This is a genomic window from Ralstonia mannitolilytica, from assembly GCF_905397375.1.
Lineage (GTDB): Bacteria > Pseudomonadota > Gammaproteobacteria > Burkholderiales > Burkholderiaceae > Ralstonia > Ralstonia mannitolilytica.
Genome location: NZ_CAJPVG010000010.1, coordinates 95542 through 107346, shown reverse-complemented (window position 1 = coordinate 107346; position 11805 = coordinate 95542). Strand labels below are relative to the sequence as shown.

15 protein-coding genes are annotated in these 11805 nt (G+C 64.7%); 3 read left to right on the top strand and 12 right to left on the bottom strand.

All coding sequences use genetic code 11. From position 1 onward, the window contains the following. Positions 1-55: 55 nt before the first annotated feature. The 3 genes from KHN96_RS17835 (at position 56) to KHN96_RS17825 (ending at position 4130) form a co-directional block, all read left to right on the top strand. Positions 56-1162 carry an ABC transporter substrate-binding protein gene (locus tag KHN96_RS17835; protein ID WP_062739468.1) on the top strand — a complete coding sequence of 369 codons (1107 nt, stop codon included), beginning with the start codon at positions 56-58 and terminating at the stop codon, positions 1160-1162. A gap of 87 nt (positions 1163-1249) precedes the next feature. Next, on the top strand, positions 1250-3061 hold the full coding sequence (locus KHN96_RS17830; protein ID WP_082063011.1) for an ABC transporter permease: 1812 nt from the start codon (positions 1250-1252) through the stop codon (positions 3059-3061). Further along, the gene (locus tag KHN96_RS17825; RefSeq protein ID WP_045784986.1) at positions 3054-4130 is read left to right on the top strand and encodes an ABC transporter ATP-binding protein; all 1077 of its coding nucleotides are present in this window, start codon (positions 3054-3056) and stop codon (positions 4128-4130) included. Before KHN96_RS17830 ends, KHN96_RS17825 begins: the two co-directional genes overlap by 8 nt. Before the next feature lie 70 nt (positions 4131-4200). Here the strand turns inward: KHN96_RS17825 and tatC are convergent, their stop codons facing one another. From tatC to hisC, 12 genes are all read right to left on the bottom strand, one after another. After that, the gene (gene tatC, locus KHN96_RS17820; protein ID WP_045784987.1) at positions 4201-5004 is read right to left on the bottom strand and encodes a twin-arginine translocase subunit TatC; all 804 of its coding nucleotides are present in this window, start codon (positions 5002-5004) and stop codon (positions 4201-4203) included. Positions 5005-5055: 51 nt separating this feature from the next. After that, positions 5056-5574 carry a Sec-independent protein translocase protein TatB gene (tatB, locus tag KHN96_RS17815; RefSeq protein ID WP_062739467.1) on the bottom strand — a complete coding sequence of 173 codons (519 nt, stop codon included), beginning with the start codon at positions 5572-5574 and terminating at the stop codon, positions 5056-5058. Between the two features lie 18 nt (positions 5575-5592). Next, positions 5593-5844: a Sec-independent protein translocase subunit TatA gene (tatA, locus tag KHN96_RS17810; RefSeq protein WP_045784989.1), complete on the bottom strand. Its 252-nt coding sequence runs from the start codon at positions 5842-5844 to the stop codon at positions 5593-5595. A 63-nt stretch (positions 5845-5907) separates the two neighbouring features. After that, positions 5908-6282 (bottom strand): DUF4870 family protein, encoded by a 375-nt coding sequence (locus tag KHN96_RS17805; RefSeq protein WP_045787677.1) that lies wholly within the window; start codon positions 6280-6282, stop codon positions 5908-5910. A gap of 47 nt (positions 6283-6329) precedes the next feature. Then, the gene (locus tag KHN96_RS17800; protein ID WP_045784990.1) at positions 6330-6704 is read right to left on the bottom strand and encodes a phosphoribosyl-ATP diphosphatase; all 375 of its coding nucleotides are present in this window, start codon (positions 6702-6704) and stop codon (positions 6330-6332) included. Beyond that, a complete protein-coding gene (gene hisI / locus KHN96_RS17795) occupies positions 6697-7119 on the bottom strand; it encodes a phosphoribosyl-AMP cyclohydrolase (protein WP_045784991.1) in 423 nt (140 codons plus the stop codon). Before hisI ends, KHN96_RS17800 begins: the two co-directional genes overlap by 8 nt. Beyond that, positions 7116-7892 (bottom strand): imidazole glycerol phosphate synthase subunit HisF, encoded by a 777-nt coding sequence (hisF, locus tag KHN96_RS17790; RefSeq protein WP_045784992.1) that lies wholly within the window; start codon positions 7890-7892, stop codon positions 7116-7118. The genes hisI and hisF overlap by 4 nt, the downstream gene beginning before the upstream one ends. Positions 7893-7928: 36 nt before the next feature. After that, positions 7929-8672: a 1-(5-phosphoribosyl)-5-[(5-phosphoribosylamino)methylideneamino]imidazole-4-carboxamide isomerase gene (gene hisA / locus KHN96_RS17785; RefSeq protein WP_045784993.1), complete on the bottom strand. Its 744-nt coding sequence runs from the start codon at positions 8670-8672 to the stop codon at positions 7929-7931. Positions 8673-8745: 73 nt separating this feature from the next. Further along, a complete protein-coding gene (gene hisH, locus KHN96_RS17780) occupies positions 8746-9399 on the bottom strand; it encodes an imidazole glycerol phosphate synthase subunit HisH (RefSeq protein ID WP_045784994.1) in 654 nt (217 codons plus the stop codon). Positions 9400-9407: 8 nt separating this feature from the next. Continuing rightward, positions 9408-10031: a MarC family protein gene (locus tag KHN96_RS17775; RefSeq protein WP_045784995.1), complete on the bottom strand. Its 624-nt coding sequence runs from the start codon at positions 10029-10031 to the stop codon at positions 9408-9410. A 55-nt stretch (positions 10032-10086) separates the two neighbouring features. Then, complete coding sequence (gene hisB / locus KHN96_RS17770; RefSeq protein WP_045784996.1) at positions 10087-10677, bottom strand: imidazoleglycerol-phosphate dehydratase HisB; 591 nt, start codon at positions 10675-10677, stop codon at positions 10087-10089. Next, complete coding sequence (gene hisC / locus KHN96_RS17765; protein WP_045784997.1) at positions 10674-11798, bottom strand: histidinol-phosphate transaminase; 1125 nt, start codon at positions 11796-11798, stop codon at positions 10674-10676. The genes hisB and hisC overlap by 4 nt, the downstream gene beginning before the upstream one ends. Positions 11799-11805 lie beyond the last annotated feature (7 nt).

Genomic DNA, 11805 nt, shown 5'->3' with positions numbered 1-11805 from the left:
AGCAAGCCATAAGTAGCCGGCCCCACACCATCACAAGCAAACAGGAGACAAACCCATGCTTCGTGGCCCGTTCGTGCCCGCGCACGCCGCTCTCGCTTCGATTGCCGCTGCCGCACTGACTCTCAGCACCGCTGCCTTCGCGCAAGTCCCGGCCGGCTACCCGGCCAGCTACGCTGACACCATCGCCGCCGCCAAGAAGGAAGGCAAGGTCGTGGTCTACGCGACGACGGACACCAAGGCTGCCGACCCGCTGATCAAGGATTTCGAGTCGCTCTACCCCGGCGTGAAGGTCGAGTACAACGACATGAACAGCAGCGAGCTGTACAACCGCTTCATCAGCGAGCAAGCCGCCGGCGGCGCCTCGGCCGACATGATGTGGAACTCGTCGATGGACTCGCAGCTCAAGCTCGCGCAGACGTACGCCCTGAAGTACGACTCGCCCGAAGTCCCGAACCTGCCGAAGTGGTCCGTCTACAAGGGCCTGGCCTACGGCACGACGTATGAGCCGGCCGTGTTCCTGTACAACAAGCGCCTGGTGAAGGACAACGAGGTGCCGCAGACGCACGCCGACTTCGCCAAGCTCATCGCCAGCCAGCCCGAACGCTTCAAGAACAAGGTCACGACGTACGACATCGAGAAGTCCGCCGTGGGCTTCATGATGGCCGCGCAGGACAACGTCGACTCGCCGCAGTACTTTGATTTCGTCAAGGCGGTCGGGCCGAACCTGGTGCTGCAGTCCTCCACGGGCACGATGATGGAGCGCGTGGCCTCGGGCGAAAACCTGGTGGCGTACAACATCCTCGGTTCGTACGCGATTGCGCGCGCCAAGAAGGATCCGTCGATCGGCATCGTCTATCCGAAGGACTACACGCTCGTGGTGTCGCGCGTGGCGATGATCGCCAAGAAGGCCAGGAACCCGAACGCGGCCAAGCTGTGGCTCGATTACATCCTGTCCAAGCGCGGCCAGGAGATCCTCGCCAACAAGTCGGATCTGCACTCGCTGCGCGAAGACGTGACGGGCGAAGCCACCGCCGCCGGCCTGAAGAAGATTCTGGGCAACACGATCAAGCCGATCCCGGTGGACGAATCGATCCTGGCGTTCCTGGAGCCGAAGAAGCGTCTGGAGTTCATCAAGCAATGGCGCACCGCCGCCGGCCGCTGATCTGCTGAACTGCTGATCGCGACACCCTTTCTCTGACCGACCTTCCGGCGCCATCCGTTTCTGGCGCCGGCCCCTCCTGGAGGCACCATGCGTTCTCTAGCGCAAGACCGTGCCGCCGTCGCCGAAGTCTCCCTCAAGCGCTCGCCCTGGACGCGTGTGGGACAGGCTTTGCCGCGCGGCGTGGTCATTCTGCTTACCGCGCTGGCGATTTTCACGCCGCTGGCGCTGATCTTCTACCAGAGCTTTCTGTCCGCGCCGTTCTTCATGCCCGACGCGCTGGCGGGGCTGGATGCGTATCGCTTCATCTTTACCGATTCGGATTTCTGGCACGCCTTCGAGAAATCCGCCGCGCTGGCGTTCGGCCTGGCGGTGATCTCAGTGCCGCTGGGCGGCATCCTGGCATTCCTGATGGTGCGTTCGGACCTGCCCGGCCGCCGCATCCTCGAACCGCTGCTGATGATTCCGGTGTTCGTCTCGCCGATGGTGCTGGCGTTCGGCTACGTGGTGTCGGCCGGCCCCGTGGGCTTCTACACGGTGTGGTTCAAGAGCCTGTTTGGCGGTGCGCCGTGGAACGTGTATTCGTTCACGAGCATCATCATCATTGCCGGCCTGACGCACGTGCCTCACGTGTATCTGTACGTCTCGTCGGCGCTGCGCAGCCTCGGTTCGGACGTGGAAGAAGCCGCCCGTATCGCGGGGGCATCGCCGCTGTCGGTGGCGCTGAACGTGAGCCTGCCGATGGTGCGCCCCGCCCTGCTGTACGCCGCCGTGCTGGTGACGTTCCTGGGCTTCGAGGTGTTCGGCCTGGTGCTCGTGCTGGGCGATCCGGAAGGTCACCTTGTGCTGGCAACGTATCTGTACAAGCTGACCAACAAGCTCGGCACCCCAGCGTATCACCTGATGGCCGCCGTGGCGGTCTGCCTGGTGATGGTGACGTTCCCGCTGGTGCTGCTGCAACGCTACATGCTGAAGTCGGCCAACCGCTTCGTCACCGTCAAGGGCAAGGTCACGCGCAGCCGTCCGCTACCGCTGGGCAGCTGGCGCTGGCCGGCGTGGGCGGTGGTGGTGCTGTGGTTCTTTGTGACGGTGGTGGTGCCGCTGTCGGGCATCGCGCTGCGTGCGTTCGTGTCGAACTGGGGTGAAGGCGTGTCGCTGGTGCAGGCGTTCTCCACCACGGCATTCCAGCAGATCTTCGAGCAGCCGCAGTTCGTGCGCGCGATGGTCAATACGGTGCTCATTGGCGTGATCGGCGGCGCGATTGCCGTGGCGTGCTACACGTGCATCGGCCTGGCCATGCACCGCAAGCCGGATGGCTGGACGCGCTTTCTCGACTACAGCGTGCTGGTGCCGCGCGCCATTCCGGGGCTGCTGGCAGGCCTGGCGTTCCTGTGGGTCTTCCTGTTCGTGCCGAACTGGGTCGAAACCGCCCTCACCGATAGCAGCGTGCCGTTCGCCAACTGGATCATCGAGCACATCGTGCCGAGCCTGCGCGACCTGCGCAGCACGATCTTCAGCGTGTGGATCGCCTATACGGTGGTGTGGCTCGCGTATGGCCTGCGCCTGATCTCGGCTGCGCTGCTGCAAGTCGGACCGGAGCTGGAGGAAGCCGCGCGCTCGGTCGGCGCCAGCCGCGCCCGCACCACGCGCGACGTGACCGTGCCGCTCACGCGCTACGGCCTGCTCGGCGCCTGGCTGCTGATCTTCCTGATTTTCGAGCGCGAGTACTCGACCGGTGTGTATCTGCTGTCGCCGGGCACCGAGACGATCGGCTCGATGCTGGTTTCCCTGTGGGCGGGCGGCGCCATCGATATCGTCGCCGCGCTGTCCTTCGTCAATATCGTGCTGGTGGCCGTGGGCCTCGGCATCGCACTGCGTTTCGGAGTGAAGCTCCATGATTGAACTCACTGTCAACGACCTGCACCTGCAATACGGCAACAACCCGGTTCTCAAGGGTGTCTCGATGCAGCTGCAGAAGGGCGAGGTCGTCTCGCTGCTGGGCCCGTCCGGTTCGGGCAAGACCACGCTGCTGCGCGCTGTGGCTGGCCTCGAACAAGCCAGCCAGGGCACCGTCAAGATCGGCGACCGCGTCATGTTCGACGGCGCCAAGAAGCTCGACGTGCCGGCCGAAGGGCGCAACCTGGGCCTGGTCTTCCAGTCCTACGCGCTGTGGCCGCACAAGACCGTGGCCGAGAACGTCGCCTATCCGCTCAAGCTGCGCAAGACGCCGTCTGCGCAGATCAAGGAACGCGTGCAGGCCGTGCTGCAGCAACTGGGCCTCGGCCATCTCGGCGAGCGTTTCCCGAGCCAGCTGTCCGGCGGCCAGCAGCAGCGTGTGGCCATCGCCCGCGCGCTCGTCTACAACCCGCCTGTGATCCTGCTCGACGAGCCGCTCTCGAACCTCGACGCCAAGCTGCGCGAAGAAGCACGTGCCTTCCTGCGCGAGCTGATCGTGCGTCTGGGCCTGTCGGCGCTGATGGTCACGCACGACCAGAGCGAGGCGATGGCCATGTCCGATCGCATCCTGCTGCTGAACAACGGCGTGATCGAGCAGCAAGGCACGCCCGAAGAAATGTACGGCGCGCCGCAGACGCTGTTCACCGCCGAGTTCATGGGCAGCAACAACCGCATCAACGGCAAGATCGCCGAGGTGCGCGACGGCATGGCCCGGCTGGTAGACGAGACCGGCGGCTGGTCGCTGTGGGGTGTCGCGCGCGGCGACTTGAAGCCCGGTGCGCCCGCCCATGGCGTGATCCGCCTGGAGCAGGTGCGCGTCGGGCAGGACAACGCCGACAACACCATCCGCCTGCCGCTGGCGACGCGCATGTATCTCGGCGATCGGTGGGAGTGTCTGTTCCGCGCCACGGGGGACGCCGGTACCGGTCTGCGCGCCTACGCCAACAGCGCACCCGCCGACGGCCAGTACGCCCTGACCTTCCCGCGCGAGCAGTTCTGGTTGTACGCGGCGTAAGCCCCGCGGCAGAAATGAGAAAGGCAGCCTCGGCTGCCTTTTTCTTTGGAGCGGTTGTTGAATGCGGCCATCAGTCCTTGACTACCGGGAGGTGCTCCGGCTCGGCCTCCGGCGCCACGGTTTTCCGCAAGAAGACCGCCGCCAGGATCAGCCCCAGCTCATAGAGCAGCCACAGCGGCACCGCCAGCAGCAACTGCGACATCACATCCGGCGGCGTGACAACCGCCGCAATGATGAACGCTCCCACCACCACATACGGCCGCGCCTGGCGCAGCTTCTCCAGGCTGACGATGCCGAAGCGCACGAGCACCATCACCACCACCGGCACCTCGAAGGTGATACCGAAGGCGAGGAACGTGGTCATCGCAAAGCTCAGGTACTTGTCGATGTCGGTCGACATCTCGGCCCCGAGCGGCGCGTTGTAGTGCGCCATCACCTTGAACACCGTCGGGAAGACGAGGAAATACGCAAACGCCACACCGCACAGGAACAGCACGTAGCTGCTCACCACCAGCGGCATGATCATGCGCTTCTCGTGCGCATACAGCCCCGGCGCCACGAAGCGCCAGACCTGGTACAGCACCCATGGCAGTGCGATGAGGAAGGCAGCCAGCAGCGTCACCTTCATCGGCACGAAGAACGAGCCGGTGACGTCGGTCACGATCATGTGGCCATTCTTGGGGAGCGCCTGGATGAGCGGCCGGGAAAACAGGTTGAAGATGTCCGGCGCCCAGTAGACGAGCCCGAGAAAGATCAGCAGGACACCGGCACCGGCCTTGACGATGCGCTCGCGCAGTTCGACCAGGTGCGAGATGAAGGTTTCCTGCGCGCCGTCCTCGGGCGACTCTTGCGGATCGAGCGGAGCGGCACTCATGTCGGGTGGGAAGGGGATGCGGTCAGGGCGCACATGCCGGCGCCCGGAGGCTCATTCGAAGAAAGAGCGCGCACGCGATTGCGCGGCGACGATGGGCGGGCGATGACGCTTGACGCGGGCCGCCCCCGATTGCGCCCACATGCGCACGCCCTGCTTCTGGCGGTACCACTTGGGCATCGAGAGCTGCTTGTTGCGCCAGCTGTTGCGGCCGTTGCGCGACTTGGGCGGTGCGGGCCGCCAATCGGGCGCCGAGGTGGCCGTCTGCTGCAATGCCGGATCGCCGAGCGCCTCATTCAGGCGCTCGTTGATCTCGCTCGTGTGTTTGCTGACCTCTTGGTGGATGGTCTGCTCGACATTGCGTGCGGCCTGTTCGAACTCGGTGCGCATCTTGCGCAGTTCCTCGAGTTCGATTTCGCGGCTGACTTCGGCCTTCACGTCGGCGATGTAGCGCTGTGCGCGGCCAAGCAGGGCGCCAGCGGTCCGCGCCACCTTGGGCAAACGCTCCGGGCCGATGACGACGAGCGCCACCGCGCCAATCAACGCCAGCTTGGAGATGCCGAGATCGATCATCGGTCAGCGCAGCCGTGCTCAGCCTTGCTTGGACTTGTCGCGCGCCTCGACGTCGATCGTCGTCGAGTCATGCAACTCGCGCGGCGGCTGGCCGGCGGTCTGCTGCGGGGCGGCGGGCTTGTCGTCCGCGGCGCCTTCGCGCATGCCGTCCTTGAAGCCCTTCACGGCGCTGCCCAGGTCCGAACCGATGTTGCGCAGCTTCTTCGTGCCGAACACCATCATGATGATCACCAGCACGATCAGCCAGTGCCAAATGCTAAAGGAACCCATGTCCTACTCCCACGTGAAATACCGCAAGTGGCGCCGCAGCGGTGGCAGCGCCATTGGTTGATGTTACTGGTTGGCGTACATCGGCTTGCTGTCGTTCAGATACAGCCAGCCCTTCACAATACGATACAGCATCCAGATGCCCAGAACCCAAAGCACCGCAAAGCCGATGAACGCGAGGGGAATGAGCACCACGCCAACCAAACCCCACAATACGCACCACCAGAACGAACGGATCTGCCACCGGAAGTGCGATTCGTACAGCGTACCGCGCACATCATCGCGCTTGACGTAGTCGATGATGATGGCGATCAGCGCGGTGACGCCGCCGGTCAGCCAGAATATGGCGTAGAGGGCATACAGGATATGCGTCAGGCGCTGCAGTCCGGCCAGACGCTCCGCGTCGTCCGTCACCACCATTGCCGCTCCGTACTTGTCCACGCTGCCTCCCTGCGACGATTCGCCACCGTAGTCAGTCACCCGCTACCTTATTCGCCCACCGCGTCCCGCGCCTGCGACTTGCGCAATGCCTTTTCCTCCAGGCCCGAGAGCCCTTCCCGGCGCGCGAGTTCATTGACGACGTCCTCCGGCGTCAGGTCAAAGTGCGACAGCAGCACCATGGTGTGGAACCAGAGGTCGGCCACTTCGTAGACGACCTTGGCGCGCGCGTCATCGGTCATGCCGGCAGCGCGGGCGTCCTTGGCGGCCATGACGGTCTCGGTGGCCTCTTCGCCGATCTTCTTGAGGATGGCGTCGTCGCCCTTGTTGAACAGGCGGGCGATGTAGCTTTTCTCGGGGTTGCCCCCATTGGCGAGCTTGCGCGATTCGAGCACCTCGCCCAGTCGGCGCAGCGTGTCACTCATGGTGGTGGCCGGTCTTGCCGGCGTAGATGTCGTCAGGATGCTTCAGCACGGGTTCGACCGTGTGCCAGTCACCGTCTTCCGCGCTGCCCTCGAACTTCTGGAAGAAGCACGCGTGGCGCCCGGTATGGCAGGCGATGCCGCCAATCTGGGTGACACGCAACAGGACCACGTCTTCATCGCAGTCGAGGCGGATTTCGTGCACCTTCTGGATGTGGCCGGATTCCTCGCCCTTGTGCCACAGGCGCTTGCGCGAGCGCGACCAGAACACCGCCTCGCCCGTTTCGACGGTCTTCTGCAGCGCCTCGCGGTTCATGAAGGCGAACATCAGCACATCGTTGCTGCCCTGCTCCTGCACGATCACCGGTACCAGGCCGTTATCGTCCCAGCGGACCTTGTTGAGCCACTTCTTGGTCATGATCCGATCCGTACAGGAATGCCCTTTTCCGCCATGAACTGCTTGGCCTGGCCAACGGTGTATTCACCATAATGGAAGATGCTGGCCGCCAGCACCGCGTCGGCGTGGCCTTGCTGGATGCCGTCGGCGAGGTGCTGCAGGTTGCCGACGCCGCCGGAGGCGATGACCGGCACCGGCACGGCATCGGACACGGCACGCGTGAGTTCGAGGTCGAAGCCGGCCTTCGTGCCGTCGCGGTCCATGCTGGTCAGCAGGATTTCCCCCGCGCCGCGCTGCGCCATTTCGCGCGCCCATGCCACGGCATCCAGCCCCGTGCTCCTGCGGCCGCCATGCGTGAACACCTCCCAACGCGGCGTTTCGCCTTCGGCAGACACCTTCTTGGCGTCAATCGCCACGACGATGCACTGCGCACCGTGGCGGGCGCTGGCGTCCGACACGAGCTGCGGATTCGCCACCGCCGAGGAATTCATGCTGATCTTGTCCGCACCGGCATTGAGCAGGCGACGCACATCTTCGAGCGCACGCACGCCGCCGCCGACCGTCAGCGGAATGAAGACCTGCGAGGCCACGGCCTCGATGATGCCCAGCATCAGGTCGCGCCCGTCGGACGTGGCCGTGATGTCGAGGAAGGTGATTTCGTCGGCGCCCTGCTCGTCGTAGCGGCGCGCGATTTCAACGGGGTCGCCCGCGTCGCGCAACTCGACGAAGTTGACGCCCTTGACCACCCGGCCGTTGGTCACGTCCAGGCAGGGGATGATTCGTTTGGCTAGCATGATGAGTCGGGCGCCACAGCACCCGTTGCGCGCGGCTTATGCCGCGCCGAGTTTGTCCGCGAGGGCTTGCGCTTCCTTGAAGTTCAGGTCGCCCGAATAGATGGCGCGGCCGCAGATCACGCCCTCCACGCCATGCTCTTCGACCGCGCACAGGTGGTCGATGTCCTTCAGGTTGGACAGACCGCCGCTGGCGATCACGGGAATGGTGACCGACTGCGCCAGCTTGACGGTGGCATCGATATTGATCCCCTGCAGCATGCCGTCGCGGCCGATGTCGGTGTAGATGATCGCTTCGACGCCGTAGTCCTCGTATTTCTTGGCGAGGTCTGCGACTTCGTGGCCGGTCAGCTTGCTCCAGCCGTCCGTTGCCACCTTGCCGTCCTTGGCATCGAGCCCGACGATGATGTGCCCGCCGAATGCGGTGCAGGCATCCTGCAGGAAGCCCGGGTTCTTGACGGCCGCCGTACCGATGATGACGTACGACAGGCCGTCGTCGAGCCAGCGCTCGATGGTATTGAGGTCGCGGATGCCGCCGCCGAGCTGTACCGGAATCTCGTCACCGACCTCGGCGATGATGGCCTTGATGGCGGCCTCGTTGCGCGGCTTGCCCACGAAGGCGCCGTTCAGATCGACAAGGTGCAGCCGGCGGGCGCCCTGCTCGACCCAATGCCGCGCCATGGCGGCCGGGTCTTCCGAGAACACGGTGGCTTGGTCCATATCGCCTTGCTTGAGGCGCACACACTGACCGTCCTTCAGGTCGATGGCCGGGATGAGCAGCATAGTCGTAACGACAAAGTTGAGGGGGTGGAGGTAAACGGGGTTCGGTTGCAGCAACGACGATAGCGAGGCCGACTCACGGGTTCCAGTGCACGAAATTCCGGTAGATCTGCAGGCCGGCCTGCGCACTTTTTTCCGGGTGAAACTGTGTGGCAAAAATATTATCCCGGGCGATGGCGCAGGTAAACCGCACGCCGTATTCGGTCTCTCCAACCGACTCTTCGGCGTTTTCGGGCTGCGCGTAGTAGCTGTGCACGAAATAGAAATAAGCTTGATCGGGCACACTTTCCCAGAGGGCGTGGGCACGACTCTGGTGCACGCGGTTCCAGCCCATCTGCGGCACCTTGTACCGCGAACCATCCGGCTGCAACTGCCCGTCGAGATCGAACCGGATCACGTCGCCCTTGATCAGGCCGAGACCGGGCGTGTATTGCTCGCCGACGCGCGCTTCGGTGCTGCGCTCGAGCAGCATCTGCTCGCCCACGCACACGCCCAGCATCGGCTTGGTGCGGGAAGCCTCCAGCACGGCGTCGCGCAGTCCGGATTGGTCAAACGCAGCCATGCAGTCGGGCATGGCACCCTGCCCCGGCAGCACCACGCGGTCTGCCGCGCGGATTTCGTCGGCTTGCGCACTGATGCGCACATCCGCCTCGGGAGCCACGGCCATGAGGGCCTGCGCCACGGAGCGCAGATTGCCCATGCCGTAATCGACGATTGCGATCTTAGTCATGACTTCACTCAAGCCCGAAGGACGGGCAACAGGGTTTTCAGCCCATCAACGATAAATTCCACCGCCAGCGCCGCCAGGATCAGGCCCATCAGCCGCGTGCCGACATTGATGCCGGTGCGGCCAATCACGCGCGCGATGGGCTCGGCGGCGCGCAACACGATCCAGACCACGGCCGCGATCGCCGCGCCCACGCCCACCAGGAGAAACAGCTCCCACCAGTGCCGGGTCTTGCCCGCATAGACGATCACGGTGCTGATCGAGCCCGGGCCCGTGAGCAGCGGAATCGCCAGCGGCACGACCGCGATGCTGGCCTTGGCGCCGGCCTCATCTTCTTCTTCGGGGGTGGCCTTGGTGCGGCTCGTCTGCGCATTGAGCATGTTCAGCGCGATCATGAGCATGATGATCCCGCCGCCCACTTGCAGTGAACCGACCGAGAACCCGAAAAAGCTGATGATCTGCTCGCCCAGCAAGGCCGACAGGCCGATCACGATGGCCACGGAAATCGCCGCGACCTGGATCGTGCGCTGCTTTTCTTCGTCGGTCTGGCTCTCCGTCAGGCTGATGAAGAACGGGATCGCGCCGATCGGGTTGATCAGCGCGAGCAGCGAGAAAAAACTCTTGGTGAGATCCATCGGATCGGCGGCCGGTTTTGGAGTCGGGTAGGCGCGGCCAGGCCGACGCAGTGATTTACAGGGCGCCCTTGGTCGACGGAATCGTGCCGGCTGCGCGCGGATCGATCTCGACCGCCATGCGCAGCGCGCGGCCAAAGGCCTTGAAGACAGTCTCGATCTGGTGGTGCGCGTTGACGCCGCGCAGGTTGTCGATATGCAGCGTCACGCCGGCATGGTTGACGAACCCGCGGAAGAATTCGATGGACAGGTCCACGTCAAAATTGCCGACGCGCGCGCGCGTGAACGGCACGTGGAACTCCAGGCCCGGACGGCCGGAGAAATCGATGACCACGCGCGACAGGGCTTCGTCCAGCGGCACGTAGCTGTGGCCGTAGCGCACGATGCCCTTTTTGTCGCCGATGGCCTTGGCGACGGCCTGGCCCAGCGTGATGCCGACGTCTTCCACGGTGTGGTGATCGTCGATATGGGTGTCGCCGGTGGCCGAGATGTCCAGGTCGACCATGCCGTGACGGGCGATCTGGTCGAGCATGTGGTCGAGGAAGGGGACGCCGGTGTTCAGCGTCTGCTTGCCCGTGCCGTCCAAATCAAGGGCGACGCGGATCTGCGTTTCGGAGGTGTTGCGAGTGACCTCGGCACGGCGGCTCATGGGGCTTCCTGCAGCGATGCGGCAAACGCATCGAGAAATTGCGCGTTTTCTTCGGGATTGCTGACCGTCACGCGCAGACAGTTGGCCAGCAACGGGTGCATTTTACTGACGTTTTTGATGAGAATCCGCCGATCGAGCAGCCGATTGAACAGCCCTGCGGCATCCGGTACGCGCAGCAGGATGAAATTGGCCGCGCTCGGGAACACCGTCACGCCTGGCTGCGCAGACAACGCTTCCATCAGGCGGCTGCGCTCGGCGCGCAGGGTCGCTGCCTGGGCATCGAGCACATCGACGTGGTCGAGTACGAACTGGGCTGTGGCCTCGGTCAGCACATTCACGTTATAGGGCGGCCGCACCTTGTCCAGTTCGGCAATCCACTTGGCGTGCCCCGCCACATAGCCGAGGCGGATACCGGCCAGGCCGAGCTTGGACACCGTGCGCATGACCAGCACGTGGTCGAAGTCCGTCAGGCGCGGCATCCAGCTGTGCTGCGCGAACGGCTGGTACGCCTCGTCGACGACGACCAGGCTCTGGCATACCGGACCGCGTGCAGCGCGGATGATGGCGTCCATGTCGGCGGCATCGAACAGGTTGCCGGTCGGGTTGTTCGGATAGGCCAGGTAGATGACCGCGGGCTGGTGCTCGGCCATGGCGGCCAGCATCGCTTCGCGGTCCAGCGTGAGGTCGCCCCTGAGCGGTACGCCGACAAAGTTCAGACCCAGCAGCTGCGCCGACATTGCATACATCACGAACCCCGGCACCGGTGCCAGCACGGTCGCGCCCGGCTTGGCCGCGGCAATGGCGATCAGGCTGATGATCTCGTCCGAACCGTTGCCGAGCAGCACTTCGGCGCCGGCCGGCACGTGCATCACGCGCTTGAGCTGCGCCTTGAGCGCATCGGCCGTGGGCACGGGGTACCGGTTGAGCGCCACGTCTGCGAGGCGCTTGCCGAGCGCTTCGCGCAGCATCGCCGGCAGGTGGTACGGGTTCTCCATTGCGTCCAGCTTGACCATGCCGGTCGCGTCGGGCACGTGATACGCGCCCATGGCGCGAACGTCGTCGCGCACGATGCGGGCGAGCAGATCATCAAGGGTGGGCTGGGCTGGAGCGGTGGCGGTCATGGTGAGG